This window comes from Microbulbifer maximicatervae (SeqCode) (assembly GCF_052467695.1).
Map to the genome: position 1 here is coordinate 2,223,010 of NZ_CP174320.1, position 14,977 is coordinate 2,237,986.

The window sequence follows — 14,977 nt, forward strand, 5'->3', positions numbered from 1 at the left end:
GAGGCCCTGGAGTTGTTGCAATGATCGAAGCCGACCGTTTGGTGGCACCGGAGCCCGTGGGCCCCTCGGGCCAGGAAGAGCAGTACGACCGCGCCGTGCGCCCCAAAACCCTGGATGATTATGTGGGTCAGCCAGTGGTGCGGGAGCAAATGGAGATCTTTATTCAGGCTGCCAAGCTGCGCAAAGAGGCCCTGGATCACACCCTGGTATTCGGCCCGCCGGGGCTGGGTAAAACCACCCTGGCAAATATCATCGCCGCCGAAATGGGGGTGGCCATTAAGACCACCTCGGGCCCGGTACTGGAGAAGGCTGGCGATCTGGCTGCGTTGATGACCAACCTGGAGCCGGGGGATGTGCTTTTTATCGATGAGATCCACCGCCTCAGCCCCCATGTGGAAGAGGTACTGTATCCGGCGATGGAAGACTATCAGCTGGATATTATGATCGGCGAAGGACCTGCGGCGCGTTCGATTAAGCTGGACCTGCCACCCTTCACATTGGTGGGAGCCACCACGAGGGCGGGCCTGCTTACCTCGCCACTGCGGGATCGCTTCGGCATTGTCCAGCGGCTTGAGTTCTATAACGTTGAGGATCTCACCAGTATTGTTCGTCGTTCCGCTGGCCTGATGGGAGTGGAGATGGATGAAGGTGGTGCTCTCGAAGTTGCCCGTCGAGCTCGGGGTACCCCCCGAATAGCCAACCGCCTGCTGCGCCGCGTGCGTGATTACGCCGAAGTTAAAGGTGATGGTGCCGTGGATTCCGGTATTGCTGATGCCGCTCTTAATATGCTCAATGTGGATTCCCGTGGTTTCGACCAGCTGGATCGCCGTATGCTATTGGCCATGATCGAGAAGTTTGATGGTGGGCCGGTGGGGGTGGACAGTCTCGCTGCAGCAGTCAGTGAAGAGCGGGATACTCTGGAAGATGTGTTAGAGCCCTACCTGATTCAGCAGGGTTATATCGCCCGTACACCGCGAGGGCGAGTGGCGACCGGCCTGGCCTACGAGCACTTCGGCCTGCCGAAGCCAGATAATAAGTAGAGAGAGGATGGGGTGAAGGAAGTTTTCAGTATTCCGCTGCGGGTTTATATCGAGGATACCGACGCAGGTGGTATCGTTTATTACGTCAATTATTTGAAGTATATGGAGCGCGCGCGCACAGAACTGCTGCGCTCCCTCGGGTATGATAAGCCGGCGATGCCAGAACAGGGTCTGTTACTGGTGGTGCACTCCGCCGAGATTCAGTATCGAAAGTCCGCACTTCTTGATGATGCATTGCGCGCTACGGCCTCGATTGGCAAACTGGGGCGGGCCGCAGTGACTTTTGAGCAAAAAATCTGGCGCGGCGATGAGCTAATTTGCGAAGGTGTGGTCAAAGTTGCTTGTGTCGCTGACGACAGCCGCAGGCCCTGTGCCCTGCCGGAACCTATTTATTCAGCATTAAAGGCAGTTATTTAAGAAGATGAACGCCGGTGAACAACTTTCTCTTTGGGGGCTAATCCAGAACGCCAGCCTGTTGGTACAGTTAGTTATGCTGCTGCTGTTACTGGCCTCTGTGGTGTCCTGGGTGATGATTATCCAGCGCGGGCTTTACCTGTCCCAGGCCAAGCGCTCCCTGAACAATTTCGAACGCCGCTTTTGGTCCGGTGCCGACCTGAACAAACTCTTCCGCGAAGGTAACGAACGAGCGGAAAAAGGCCGAACCGATGGTGTTGAGTCCCTTTTCCGCGCCGGTTTTACCGAGTTTACCCGCCTGCGCCAACAGGGCAGCAGCGGCCCTGAAGCGGTGATGGAAGGCACTGAGCGGGCCATGCGTGTGGCTATGTCCCGGGAGCAGGAAAAGGTGGAAATGAACCTGCCGTTCCTGGCAACCGTAGGCTCTGTCAGTCCCTATATCGGCCTGTTTGGCACTGTGTGGGGGATTATGAATTCTTTCCGTGGTCTCGCTACTATGCACCAGGCCACTATTGCCACGGTCGCACCCGGTATCAGTGAAGCGTTGGTGGCTACGGCTATGGGCCTGTTTGCAGCAATTCCTGCGGTGATGGCTTTTAACCGCTATTCCGCCAAGGCGGAGTCGCTGTTGTCCAGCTACGAAACTTTCGCCGAGGAGTTTTCCTCTATCCTGCACCGCAAAGTGCATTCCGGCTGAGTAGTGAATAGGCGAACCCTATGAGTGTGTTTCGCAAGGGAACCAAAAAGAAGCTGGTCTCCGAGATCAATGTGGTGCCCTACATTGACGTAATGCTGGTGCTGCTAATTGTCTTCATGGTCACGGCACCATTGTTGATGCAGGGGGTCAAAGTCGACCTTCCAAACGCGCCCTCGGCGCCGATGGAGGAAACCGATGAGGAGCCGCTGATTATTTCTGTGCGCTCCGATGGCACCTATTACCTAAATCTGGGGACTGACGAGAAGAGCGCCAAGCCGCTCGAAGAAATTAAACAAACGGTCGCTAAGGTGTTGCGCCAAAAGCCGGGAACTCCGGTTTTGGTGTGGGGTGACACCGAGGCTCGCTATGGCCTGATCGTCAATGCCATGACCGAACTGCAGCAGGCGGGAGCGCCCAGCGTCGGCCTGGTGACAGAGCCACCTCAGGGGTAGGGTGCCGGTGAATAAAGGCTTTTATGCATTGGCGATCATCATCAGCCTCGTGTTACACGGGGCGTTGATAGCTGCCATGACCTACGGCTGGGAAGCCAGCAGTATGCCTGAGCGCAAACCGATGCCAAAGTTTGTGCAGGCTAAGCTGGTGACGATTGAAGCGGCAACACCGAAGAAGAAACTGCCGAAAAAGGTCGATAAAATAAAACAGCGTGCCGATCGCGCTGCGGAGCAAAAACGCAAGGCAGAGGTCGAACGTAAGCGCCGCGCGGCCCTGGAGCAGAAGAAAAAGCTCGAGGCGGAAAAGAAACGCAAAGCGAAAGTCGAAGCTGATCGCAAGGCACAGGCAGAGAAAGCCCGTCGCGAGAAAGAGCAGCAAGAGAAGGCGCGCAAAGAAAAAGAGCTGAAGGAGAAGCTGGCCCAAGAGCGCCAGAGTTCTTTTGATGAGGCCCTCCAGGATGAAGAGGAACTGCTGGATGCGAATGAGGCCGAGCAAGCGGTGATGTCCGTTGGCCAGGCGATCCAGCAGCAAATTGAGGCGGTATGGAGTCGCCCGCCCAGTGCCCGAAACGGTATGCTTACCAAGGTGAGAATAAACTTTGTCCCCACCGGCCGGGTGGTGGCAGCTAATATCGTCGAGGGCAGTGGTAATGCCGCCCTGGATCGCTCGGTACTGACCGCTATCAAAAAAGTGGAGGTATTTCCCGAAGTGGCCGACCTGGCCCGGGAAGAACCGGTGGTATTTGAGCGGGAAGTCCGCACAACTATTTTGAACTTTAAAGTCGAAGATCTGCGCCAATGATCAAGAGTTTACTGAAGACAGTCGTCATTATTGCAATCGCCTCGGTGAGCCTGGGGGCCCGAGCCCAGCTGGTGGTGGATATCACCAGCGGTATCGATGACCCCACACCGATCGCTGTGTCCCCATTCAGCTGGTCTGGTGGCGGGGTACTGGCGGAAGATGTTTCCGGGATTATTTCCTCAGACCTTCGCCGCAGTGGCCTTTTCTCCCCGGTGCCCAAGGAGGACATGCTGTCTTTCCCCAAGGCCCCGGAAGACGTGGTATTCCGCGACTGGCGTATCCTCGGCACCGAGTACATAGTGACCGGCCGCATTGAGCCGCAGGCCACCGGTTACCTGCTCACTTTTGATCTGGTCAATGTTTTCGGCCAGCACAAGATGTTCACCAAGCAAGTGCGCGGCGGCCAGACCCAGCTGCGGGATATCGCCCACCGCGCCGCCGATGAGATCTTTGAAGCTATCACCGGTATTCGCGGTGCCTTCTCCACGGAAATGGTGTACGTGCAGGAAGAGACCCGTGGCGGCAAGCCCAGCTATCTGCTGATGCGTGCGGATATCGATGGTGCTCGCGCCAAGCAGATCCGTCGTTTCAGTGCGCCGGTGATGTCTCCCATGTGGTCCCCCAATGGCCAGGAGCTCGCCTACGTCTCCTTTGAAACCGGGCGCCCGGCAATTTTTCGCGAGAACCTGCGCACGGGTGCGCGCAAGCAATTAACTAACTTCAAGGGCATCAACAGTTCGCCGACCTGGTCCCCGGATGGAACCAAACTGGCGATGGTGCTCTCCAAGGACGGCAACCCGGAGATCTACGTGCTGGATCTGGTCAGTAATAAACTGACAAGAATGACAAGGCACTTCTCCATTGATACTGAGCCGAACTGGATGCCAGATGGTAAATCACTGGTTTTCACCTCCGATAGGGGAGGGAAGCCACAAATTTACCAATTGACTCTTGCCACTGGTCAAGTCGACCGCTTAACCTTCGATGGCGATTACAATGCGCGGCCCCGTGTTTCTCCCGATGGAAAGACACTGGTGATGGTGCATCGTAATAGGGGCGTATTTACCATCGCTACGATGGATATCAACTCGGGCAGAGTGCGTGTCCTTACGGAGACTACGCTGGACGAATCCCCTAGTATCGCGCCGAATGGGGCCATGTTGATGTACGCTACCAAACGTGGGGATAAAGGTATTCTGGCAGCGGTGTCGCTGGATGCCGGGGTGAAGTACAACCTGCCCTCTCAGAGGGGTGATGTTCGTGAACCGGCCTGGTCGCCGTACTTTGAATAAGGCGGGGGTGCCCGACGCACTTAAGCGAAGGGTGTGAATTAGAGCAAGTAGAAATCTTTCAGGATTTTCGATAACACTATATATAAAGCGGAGTAGCTTATGTTGAAATCAGTAAAAACAGGCCTTGGGTTAGCCTGTGTATTGGCAGTTATGGCTGGTTGTAGCAGCACTGACACCACCGAAGGCAGCCAGGAGACCCTGGACCAGGCAGATCAAACTGCGGTTGAAACCACCGATTTTGATACCACGCAACCCGAGACAGTAGCACCTCTGGAAAACGTAGTTTACTTCGATTTCGACCAGTCCCTGCTGAAGCCCGAAACCCGTGAGCTGCTGATCCGTCACGCTGACCGTATGCGCGCTGCCACCGGTTCTGTTCGCCTGGAAGGCCACGCTGACGAACTGGGTACTCGCGAGTACAACCTGGCTCTGGGTGAGCGTCGTGCCAATGCCGTTCGCGACTTTTTGGTACTGCAAGGCGTAGACGCAGCTAACCTGGAAGTAATCAGCTACGGTGAAGAGCGTCCGGCTCAAATGGGTTCTAACGAATCTGCCCGTGCGATGAACCGTCGCGTTGTTATTAACTAATCGTAAAAATGGATGCCAATGGCTTTAACGATTAGAAAACTAGCGATCGCCGCAGCAGTAATGACTGCGGCATCGCCGGTATTTTCCCAGGCCCCGATTGTAGACCTGTCTTCTAAGAGCCAGGACCAGTCGACCATTACTTATACCGATGAAGTGGAAAGCAGTGCTCCGACACAGCTCGCCCGCGCCGGTATGTCACCACCCCGAGCCCAGGGCAACCCCCAGGCCGAAGCCTACTATCAAATGCAGGTTTTGCAGCAGGAAGTGCGGGAGTTGCGTGGCACAGTTGAAGAGTTGCGCCATGAGATCAAGCGTCTCAAACAGCAGCGCACCGAAGATTATATGGATCTGGACCGGCGTATTGCGCGCCTGAGTGGTACAGAGCCAGCGGCTCAGCCGCCGTCTACCGCTGAAGGCGGTGCTTCGTCCATGCAAGGGCAGGGGGGCTCAGCAATGCCGCCTAAACCCCAGGGCCCGAAAGACGGAAAGAGCGAGCGCGACCGCTACCAGGCCAGCTTTGGCTTGGCCCGCAATGGCGATTACGGCGGCGCCAGTGAAGAGTTCAAAAGCCTGTTGCAGGACTTCCCCAATGGTCAGTACGCCCCGAATGCGAATTACTGGCTGGGTGAGATTGCACTGGTTCAAGGCAACCTGGAAGAGGCTCGGGAGTGGTTCGTAGCCCTCCTCGACGGTTACCCGAATTCCAGTAAAGTCTGGGATGGCCGCTACAAGCTGGGTACTGTTTATCACCAGCTGGGCGACCAGCAAAAAGCCCGCAACCTGCTGGAGCAGGTGGCAGCCAGTGATGCCAGAGCATCGAACCTGGCGAAGAAGTATCTGCAGGAGAACTTCCAGTAGCCTTCAGCCGCTACTGACTGCCATCGCTGGTTTTTTGAGCAGAAAAAGCCTATGATCCCGCGCCCGGGTGGCATGTGCCACTCGGGCGTTTTTGTGTTGGGTGTGTATGACCGATCTTTCCAAAGAATCACTCAGAATCAGTGAAATTTTCTACTCCCTCCAAGGAGAGGCGCGAGAAAGTGGCCTTCCTACGGTGTTTGTACGCCTGACGGGCTGCCCGTTACGCTGTACCTATTGCGACTCCGAGTACGCCTTTTACGGTGGCGAGCGCATGACGCTGGAGCAGATTTTGCAGCAGGTGCAAAGCCATCCCGCTCGCCATGTGTGCGTTACCGGTGGTGAGCCCCTCGCCCAGCCCAATTGTTTTCCCCTGATGAAGGCGCTTTGCGATGCGGGCTATGCGGTGTCCCTCGAGACCAGTGGCGCTATGCCTGTGGATAAAGTGGATGAGCGGGTATCGAGAGTGGTCGACCTGAAAACGCCGGCCTCTGGGGAGCAGCACCGCAATCGTATGGAGAATATGCAAGTACTCACTCGCCAGGACCAGATCAAGTTTGTGATCTGTGATCGCGGGGATTACGACTGGGCTCGATTTACCCTGGATCAGTACCGCATACCTGAGCGGGTTGGGGAGGTACTTTTCTCCCCCAGTTACGAGCAGCTGCAGCCGCGCCAGCTAGCTGAATGGATACTGGAAGATGGGTTACCGGTGCGTATGCAGATGCAAATGCACAAGCTGTTGTGGGGCGACATCCCAGGGGTTTAAAGCGCCGCTGTGCCACATCAAGAAAAGAGGAAAAAATGACAGCAAAGAAAGCAGTAATCTTGCTATCCGGTGGCCTGGACTCAGCCACCGTACTGGCCATGGCTCGGGCTGAGGGCTACGAGTGCTACGCCCTGGGCTTTGATTATGGCCAGCGTCACGAGGCAGAACTATTGGCTGCGCAGAAGGTGGCGAAGGACTTGGGGGCCGTTGAGCACAAGGTGGTTAAGCTCGACCTGCGCTCAATCGGCGGATCGGCGCTGACCGATGACTCTATCGAAGTACCCGAAGAGGAAACCTCCGGTATTCCGGTGACCTATGTGCCGGCGCGAAACACGGTGTTCCTGTCTATTGCCCTGGGCTGGGCAGAGGTGCTGGGCGCCCAGGATATTTTCGTGGGTGTGAACGCCGTGGACTACTCCGGCTATCCGGATTGCCGCCCGGAATATATTGAGGCCTACGAGAAGATGGCCAATCTGGCTACCAGGGCCGGTGTCGAGGGCAACAAGCTGTCTATACGTGCGCCGCTGATGGACATGAGCAAGGCGGATATTGTTACTGAAGGGACCCGCTTAGGGGTGGACTACAGTTTAACTGTGTCCTGCTACCAAGCCTTGCCAGATGGCGCTGCCTGCCGTCGCTGCGACAGTTGCCGCCTGAGGGCTGCTGGCTTCACAGAGGCCGGCCTGGAGGACCCCACGGTCTACGCACCTTAATTGGCCGTTGGCGCCAATTTTTTGAACAAATACCTAACTCCTTAAATTTGTTAGATTTTTTTTCGAGTTAGGTATTGTCTTTTCGAAATAGATCCGTAAGATACGCAGCTCCTCACAACGAGGCATCGAAAAGGGTCGTTAGCTCAGTCGGTAGAGCAGTTGGCTTTTAACCAATTGGTCGCTGGTTCGAATCCAGCACGACCCACCATTTTCGACAGGGATGCCCAAGGCAACCCGCCCAGTTTTTACACTTCTGCGCGAAGGTGAAAACAACCCAAGTTGGACCATTACCAAGTTAGTCCAACCATCCTGGGGGTCGTTAGCTCAGTTGGTAGAGCAGTTGGCTTTTAACCAATTGGTCGCTGGTTCGAATCCAGCACGACCCACCACTTCTCCTTTTTTCCCACTATCAATTAACCAGTTTCTCTGTATTACCATCGTACACGTGGGCTAGTTTCAGACTTTCTATTACCGTGCTTATTTGCTGTGTTAATCAGCTCCTTTCGTTTTCGATTCTGAATGGTGGATATTACATGTATGGTGATCTATCAGAGTTTTCCGCATCGTAAAGGCTCGCCGACTGTGCAGATGTGCTCGCCAGGGTGTGCTTTAAGTTGTGTGTGCTTAACCCTGGGCTCAATAGCCGCTATTTACTTTAGAGGGCCTTATGTTGGTCTTGGCGGCGGCTTTTGCCGAGTTAGAGAGTCTCGCCAGATCGGCAATGAACACGATTTAGTGCTCGTTGGTGTCAAGGTTGCATGTGGAAAATAAGCTGTTGTAGAAACTTTTAGCTAAGATAAAAGTCAGTTCGAGACAGTAAAAACATCTTTATCGATAATTGTGGTTAACACTTGAGCTTAAAAGGGGGCGTGTATAGCCTTTAGGTTATTCTGCCCTATAAGTCTCTCAGTCAAGGGTAGATCCTGGGCGCAGGGGCTGCTCTTGACCGAGAGTTTTGCCTGAGAAAAAGGCTAGTTCTAATTCGAGGCTTTAATGTAGCCAGACGCTTCCTGAGGGGGTAGGCTGGAACCAACCCTCCTAGCTCTTGGCTTTCTGCGTGCTAAATAAATAGCCAATCCAAAGCAGGACATTGCAACTAAGGCGAGTAATGTAATTACAATCAATATGTCACGCTTTTCAGCTCCTATTAATGGACGTAAAAAATTCCACTTGTGAAGCAGTGAGAATGAAAGTGATTCCAACCGGTCAATCTTTCGATTTTGGTCAACTAAAATACCTGTTACTGGGTCAACAAAATACCTGCTATTGGCTGGGTCATTCAAGTCGACCTGCCAAACCGGTAACCGTTTATTGCGGAAGTCATAGTTTGGCCCAAAGTGTGTGACCAGCTTGATTTCATCAATTTTAATATTGTCGATTGTATTGCCATTAGACTGGATGAACTGTAGAGCTAGTTCTTTGGCCAAGTCCTGATCCTTAATCGACTCTTTCTCCCCCGTTTGAGCGTTGATTAAAGCTGATGATCTTTCCAGAGGCAGTCCGCCAAAGCGTGCTTTACGCTGTTGGTAATTGGACATTGACTCTTCAATCGGAATGCTAATCCCAAGTCGATAAAATGGCTTTTTATCGATGGACTGATTGAGCGAAATAGCATTTAAATGCGCTTTCTTAGGAATGCTACTCTCTATGCTATGCCGCCACTGAGCCATCTCTCTTTCCGTAACTGCAAAGCTTTCCAGTTGCACAGGTTCAAGCAGTCGCAAGCCTGAAATGGGCTGTATGTATTCTGCCTGTAATAAGTGGTAAAACCCGCTTGCTGACCAGCCAAGTAATGGCAGCCAAAGTAGGTAGCCGAGGCGGCGATGCCAGCGTCGATTAGACTTGGGAATTTTGCGGCTGGGGAGTGCAAAAATCAGATAGAGTCCCGTTGAGGCTATCACTACAAGCGTCAACATAAATAGTGCAACAGTGAGCACACGCCCATGGCCGGTAGTATCTAGCCAGCTCCAGGTATGTAGCGCTCTGAAAAACATTTGCATTTTGGCTTTAAAGCTATTGTTTAAAGCAGCTAAGGCACCTGTTTCGGTGTAGATAAAAGCTTTGAGTAAATTATCGTCGACGGCAATGGTCACTTCATAAACTGGTAGCAGGCGATTAACTCGCGGGTAATCAGCGCTAAAGCTCTCCTTGAATTTAACATCAATAATATTTTCTTGTGGTAAGTCCAAGTAATGAGAGGTGAGCCACTTTGCTTGTGCTATATCATGATCAAACAACTCACTTCCAGTTTCAAGGTTGAAATAACGCCTTGGGCTGTTATCAGCTTCTGTAATCTGCAGTAGATTACCCTCACTTGAAGGAACAACTTTAGCGATAGCCGCCCTTTCGATAGGCAGCTTATCAACAATTTTTTCAAGTTTATATAAGGTTTCTGTACTGGCTTGAAACGTGGGTGGCATTGTATTTTTGGCTTGCGGACCAAACCAAGCCATTATTGGATGGGATATTCCAGACAAAGACCAAGTTACAACACCAAAAAAAGCTATCCAGGTTAGGAATCTGTGCCATCTAATGAATTGCAGTTTCATCAAGCTACCTCGCTTATGTATTTCTTACTGTGAGGGGGCTATTAAAAGTTAGTGCTGATACCAACATAGAAGGCGCGACCTTGACCTGGAGTAAAAACTGAATTACTGGAAGCCATACTAAGATCTGATACTGTTGACACATTTGAGATATATTTTTCGTCGGTTAGGTTTTCCGCAGATGCAAATAAGTCGATCGCTTCGTTTATCGAGATACCGGCAATAATGCTAATTAATTCATATCCCGCAGTTCTTTCAGTGTTGGCGAAGTCAACGTAGGCTCCGTTGGCAATATGTCGCAAGTTAATGCCTGCATACCACCTGTCATTGCTCGAGTATTTTAATTCGCTGGCATAGATTGATTGAGGTATTCCAGGTAACTTGTTATCCCCTCTATCCGGATCATTATCAAAGCAAAAGTCGTTATAGTTATAGATGTTCCGCCAGAGAATATTCTTATTTATTTGTATATCGAGACCAAGCTCGACACCTTTGTGTAGTGTGTTACCTCTTGCGTTTTCTGTACTTGTTGTTTCGCCGCTAAACCCGGACTGCCCAACGTCTACAAATTCGTTGCTAATTTCACTGTGATAAATAGATGCGTCCCAGCTTACAATACCTTTCTGCCCGCGAGAGCCAACCTCAAAAGTCAATGACTCTTGTGCATCAAGAATTGTAAATGGATCCGCTCCGCCCGAAGTTAGATCAGTTATTCCTGGTGGCTCATAACCTTCACTCACATTAGCGTATAGCTGATTTTCATCTTGTAGGGTATAAATAACACCAAGACGCCCATTGAATTTCTCGAAGCTCAACTTACCGGTGTCATCTTTCGGTCCACCCGTATCCTGAGCGGGGTCAGAGTTAAAGATATTTTTGTTTTCTCTGACGCTACTAATATATTGAGCTCCTGCGATTAGGTTAAGTGACTCGCTTAGGGGGAAGTCTAGCTGTCCATAGATGACAGTATTCGTCGCATTCCGATCATCTTTACTTGATAAATTTCCCTTTTCGGCAGTTGGTGTTGGGCTAAAAGGGCCCTCAGAGTACGCAAACAGTTCTGACTCATTGTTACTTTCAGCATGGGTTATACCTATAACCCAGGAAATATCAGTGATATCCAGTTGGAAATCACCAGTAATATCAGTAGATATGCCAAACTCCATTCCGCCTTGCTCAATGATGCCGGCATATGGTGTTATGGCGTGATCCAAATATCTTGTTGCTAGCCAAGCCCCGGCTTCAATAGTGAGCGAATCTAGTGCAAAAACTGTTCGATTTGATAAGCGAAACACATCAAGGTTTCGATCCATATCGCGTTCAATATTTGATTCTGGCGATATGTCAGGATTGCTTAATGCTTGGTCGTGTGTCAAAGAGCCAGCCAGCTCAAAATTGTCCTGCAATGCGGTCAGGAAAAAGCGAGTTTCCATGTTGTCACTAAATTTGTAGCCAACATTACCAAAGCTATAAATACTGTCGACTTCGGAATGTTCTCTAAATCCACTACTATTTAGTTTGGTTACCGCACCATAATAATCAAAAGCGTCATTTCTTCCTTTAGTGTTAATACTGGTTCGGTATGTATCGAATGACCCGCTTTCCAACCTTATATTACTTCCAGCTTTTGACGTAGCTCCCGTCGGTGTTACCACATTGATTGCACCTCCCAGTGAAGCTGCACCATAACGAAGGCCGTTTGATCCTTTATAGATCTCGATATAGTCAATAGATAGTGGATCTATTTCTTGATACTCGGTGCTGCCACTGGCACGTGAAATCGGTACTCCATCACGCAATACAGTAATTCCTCGACGTTCATAAGTAGCATTTGCAGCGGATCCCCGAATAGAAATTCGATTGTCACGTTGCGCTGAAGTGTCTGCGTAAACGCCGGGTGTGAACTTCAGCGCGTCACCAATACTCTGCGTAAACTCAACTAAATAGTCTTCGGCACGAACCAAGTCAACTCCCCCTGGAACACGCTGAAGGTTATGAATTGCTTCACTTGCAGAGTGTGCAGATAGTGAATTGTCGATATCAGCTGTAACTACAACCTCCTCAATTGACTGGGAATGATGATCTTGGCCTTTAGCTTGAGGCGCGCTACTGATAGCAATAAGTGCTAAGGAGATGAGCAGCTTTCGAGTAATTTTCATGTATAGGTATCCTGTCGGAACGCTATGTAGCGTGCCGATAAAATAAATTAGATGCTGTAACGCAGACGATATAGCGACAGGCACAGGTGCTCTGATACTAGATTGGTAGTATCTACGAGCAAGCTGATTTGCTTATATCGAATGCCTTACTGGCTTCATGATTTGGGCAGGCGTAAACGAGCCCAAAAAGTGAAGAGCAAAGACTTAAATTGTGGACAAAGAGGTGAAGAAGGGAGGAGCGCGCTGCTGCTGTTTGCGATGTAGGCTGGCGATTACTTCCTCAGCCAAGTGTCGCTGCTGGATATAGCGTGTTTTTGACAGGCTAGATAGATAAGGGGTAGATAAAAATGTTACTTCGGAATTTGGCTTTGCAATACCAAACTTGCAGTCCAGCTGCCAATTACCTTCGGCATGGTGATCATGATCTGTACTTTCAGCAACTTTATCGGCTGACATACTCGCCATCTCATGGTGTATATGTTGATGATGGGAGTGGTGATTCTGCTCGCTCTTTGTACCGCTGCTTAATGGCTTTTGATTATGCCCCTGATGAATAATCGCCATTACTTCTGGTGAGACGCCACTAGGACAGAGTTTGATAACTGTGCCATCAGTAGCGATCGAGGCTGGCATGTACCCAGTGGGAATCAATGCTTGTACCAAAAATAAAAACAATGCTATACGAGGCAGCAGGTTTCGTGCGCCTCGTGATTTTTTGGTTTTGGTAAAGTAGCAGATTGACAAAGCTGGTACTTGCGAAGTGACAATTTGAGGCGCATTCTGCTCTACTTATTGAGAGTTATCAAGGGCTGGTAGTTGCTTTCTATGGTGAAAATGCAATTGCCGTTGGCAACCTCGATCTCTAGTAAAAAAATCTGCTGATAGGTTTGGCGTGATTCTGCTGGATGATTTTTGGTGGCTGGTTACCCAATTCCACATTCGTATATTGTTCTTGGCAGACAAAATATTTTCTTACTGATTGATATTGGAGGAGTCGATTTTTAGTGGCAGTAAATAGAGGCATGTCGAACCTGTTTTGGATAGAGTGGTAAATCGTTATGCAAAGTTATGGTTGGTTTAGTGAGATATCTCCAAAACAAGGCTGGTATAAGCTTTATATCTCGACTTTTAATCGGTTGCTCAAGGTATGAAGCCAAGTGCGACCAAAAATTCCTTTCTTATAGTTCTCAATGTCTGGTTTTCTTGGTTCTTCCCAGAATGCACTAAACCTGTTACTTCTATTCTTTGTAAAACTTTCTACCTAGTTATTGGGTACTTTATTCCCATAGATGGCTTAGATTATATTGGTAACAATGAATAAGCCATTGACTCGTGTTCTGGCGCATTGGTAGGAATTTGAAGCCAGTTAATGCTATGAATCTAGTTTCAGAGAAATAAGGATGCAGTCTTTGGCGTTGCTACCTCCTCAAGCATTTCGTGCACCAATCATGGTGGATACTGCTTGCCTTGATGTTGCGGATTTGGTTTCTAAATAGTGCGGTTCGATCTGTGTAGGTAAAGGAGTTGGTTTTTGTAAGAGATTTTTCTACTAGGTAAGGATTGCCGAAATGAAAACTGTAACCCCCATAGCTGCCGCCATCTGTTTGGTGGCAGTTAGTCACTCCTCTTTTGCGAATAATAATTCCTCCATTGTTGAACAAAATGGTATTGGAAATAGTGCTATGTCTGATCAATCCGATAGCACGGTTAATTTTAGCCAGGTAATACAGTCCCAGACTGGTGATGGTAATCAGGTCGTTGCGGAGCAATATACTGATGTAACGGCGGCGACGGTAATTCAGGTCCAGATTGGCGATGGAAATATTGCTACTGCGGAACAGTTCAACAACAATGTTTTCTCCAGTTTGAGTAATGTCCAACTTGAACACTTCCAGTCAGGTAACGCCAATACTGTGATGAGTATCCAGTTGGGTACTGTGACAAACAGTAGTTTGACCGTTAATCAACTAGGCAACATGAACCTGGTTGATAATAACGTGTAAAGTTTCAGTGTTGATGCAAGCACTATGACGATAAATCAGCAGGGAGATATGAACATTGTCGGCCCGAGTTTTGCTCTACAGCAGCAGACGGTCGATTCTACTTTGCTGGCCACACAAATTGGCCAGATGAACCAAATGGACGTCAATCAAAACTTTGTTATTAGCGATAGTACAATGATTGGCATTCAAGATGGCGTTGGCAATGTTGCGGCCTTGGATCAGATAGGTTCAGTAAGTTTTCTTCTGATGGAGCTATTGCAAATGGGTAATGACAATATGGCACTCCTGGAGCAGGAGTTTACGGTTGAGAATTCAACTATGATTGTCGACCAATTTGGTGATATGAATATGTCTACGCTGGATCAAGGAAATGCCTTCTTCACCAGCGCTACAGTATTGCAGACCGGCGACTCCAATGATGTAAATATTGATCAGGACAATATCACTATGGGTGTGGCCTCAATATCCCAAACGGGTACATCGAATGTGCATGTTACCTCTCAAGCGGGTACCGCCGAGACAGCAATAGCAACACAGTCTGGGGTAAGTAATACCGGCACAATTTTACAGTAGCAGTCAGTTCTTTGATTTCTGTGCTGCTAGGTTCTGATCTGTGTGGCACAGAAATTTAATCCCAAACTTTGTTC

The 14,977-nt window shown here is 50.0% G+C and carries 15 protein-coding genes and 2 tRNA genes; 14 read left to right on the plus strand and 3 right to left on the minus strand.

Going from position 1 to position 14,977, the window contains the following annotated elements; genetic code table 11:
• Positions 1-20: 20 nt before the first annotated feature.
• The 12 genes from ruvB to ACJJI8_RS09775 all read left to right on the plus strand — a co-directional run bounded on the left by ruvB (position 21) and on the right by ACJJI8_RS09775 (position 8,011).
• Positions 21-1,040, plus strand: coding sequence for a Holliday junction branch migration DNA helicase RuvB (ruvB, locus tag ACJJI8_RS09720; RefSeq protein WP_413664411.1), 1,020 nt, complete (start codon positions 21-23; stop codon positions 1,038-1,040).
• Positions 1,041-1,052: 12 nt separating this feature from the next.
• Positions 1,053-1,457 (plus strand): tol-pal system-associated acyl-CoA thioesterase, encoded by a 405-nt coding sequence (gene ybgC, locus ACJJI8_RS09725; protein ID WP_282934233.1) that lies wholly within the window; start codon positions 1,053-1,055, stop codon positions 1,455-1,457.
• A 4-nt stretch (positions 1,458-1,461) separates the two neighbouring features.
• Positions 1,462-2,151 (plus strand): protein TolQ, encoded by a 690-nt coding sequence (gene tolQ / locus ACJJI8_RS09730; RefSeq protein WP_108731827.1) that lies wholly within the window; start codon positions 1,462-1,464, stop codon positions 2,149-2,151.
• A gap of 20 nt (positions 2,152-2,171) precedes the next feature.
• The gene (gene tolR / locus ACJJI8_RS09735; RefSeq protein ID WP_444892812.1) at positions 2,172-2,603 is read left to right on the plus strand and encodes a protein TolR; all 432 of its coding nucleotides are present in this window, start codon (positions 2,172-2,174) and stop codon (positions 2,601-2,603) included.
• A 7-nt stretch (positions 2,604-2,610) separates the two neighbouring features.
• Positions 2,611-3,405 carry a cell envelope integrity protein TolA gene (tolA, locus tag ACJJI8_RS09740; RefSeq protein WP_444912139.1) on the plus strand — a complete coding sequence of 265 codons (795 nt, stop codon included), beginning with the start codon at positions 2,611-2,613 and terminating at the stop codon, positions 3,403-3,405.
• Entirely contained in the window at positions 3,402-4,697 is a 1,296-nt protein-coding gene (gene tolB / locus ACJJI8_RS09745; protein WP_444912140.1) for a Tol-Pal system beta propeller repeat protein TolB, read from the plus strand. Before tolA ends, tolB begins: the two co-directional genes overlap by 4 nt.
• A gap of 99 nt (positions 4,698-4,796) precedes the next feature.
• A complete protein-coding gene (locus ACJJI8_RS09750) occupies positions 4,797-5,285 on the plus strand; it encodes an OmpA family protein (protein WP_444934895.1) in 489 nt (162 codons plus the stop codon).
• Between the two features lie 18 nt (positions 5,286-5,303).
• The gene (gene ybgF / locus ACJJI8_RS09755; protein ID WP_413664416.1) at positions 5,304-6,143 is read left to right on the plus strand and encodes a tol-pal system protein YbgF; all 840 of its coding nucleotides are present in this window, start codon (positions 5,304-5,306) and stop codon (positions 6,141-6,143) included.
• 106 nt (positions 6,144-6,249) lie between these two features.
• Positions 6,250-6,909, plus strand: coding sequence for a 7-carboxy-7-deazaguanine synthase QueE (queE, locus tag ACJJI8_RS09760; RefSeq protein ID WP_108731832.1), 660 nt, complete (start codon positions 6,250-6,252; stop codon positions 6,907-6,909).
• A 35-nt stretch (positions 6,910-6,944) separates the two neighbouring features.
• A complete protein-coding gene (gene queC, locus ACJJI8_RS09765) occupies positions 6,945-7,622 on the plus strand; it encodes a 7-cyano-7-deazaguanine synthase QueC (RefSeq protein WP_282934224.1) in 678 nt (225 codons plus the stop codon).
• Positions 7,623-7,754: 132 nt separating this feature from the next.
• A tRNA-Lys gene (locus ACJJI8_RS09770) sits at positions 7,755-7,830 on the plus strand.
• 105 nt (positions 7,831-7,935) lie between these two features.
• Positions 7,936-8,011: transfer RNA gene (locus ACJJI8_RS09775), tRNA-Lys, on the plus strand.
• 588 nt (positions 8,012-8,599) lie between these two features.
• Here ACJJI8_RS09775 and ACJJI8_RS09780 read toward each other — a convergent pair.
• The 3 genes from ACJJI8_RS09780 to ACJJI8_RS09790 form a co-directional block, all read right to left on the minus strand.
• Complete coding sequence (locus ACJJI8_RS09780) at positions 8,600-10,171, minus strand: PepSY domain-containing protein (protein WP_444934896.1); 1,572 nt, start codon at positions 10,169-10,171, stop codon at positions 8,600-8,602.
• Positions 10,172-10,212: 41 nt separating this feature from the next.
• Entirely contained in the window at positions 10,213-12,327 is a 2,115-nt protein-coding gene (locus ACJJI8_RS09785) for a TonB-dependent receptor family protein (protein WP_444934897.1), read from the minus strand.
• Between the two features lie 204 nt (positions 12,328-12,531).
• Entirely contained in the window at positions 12,532-12,960 is a 429-nt protein-coding gene (locus ACJJI8_RS09790) for a hypothetical protein (protein WP_444934898.1), read from the minus strand.
• A 935-nt stretch (positions 12,961-13,895) separates the two neighbouring features.
• Between ACJJI8_RS09790 and ACJJI8_RS09795 the strand changes: the two genes are divergently transcribed.
• Complete coding sequence (locus ACJJI8_RS09795) at positions 13,896-14,330, plus strand: hypothetical protein (protein WP_444934899.1); 435 nt, start codon at positions 13,896-13,898, stop codon at positions 14,328-14,330.
• 24 nt (positions 14,331-14,354) lie between these two features.
• Positions 14,355-14,903, plus strand: a complete 549-nt coding sequence (locus ACJJI8_RS09800; RefSeq protein WP_444934900.1) for a hypothetical protein — start codon at positions 14,355-14,357, stop codon at positions 14,901-14,903.
• Positions 14,904-14,977: the final 74 nt, after the last annotated feature.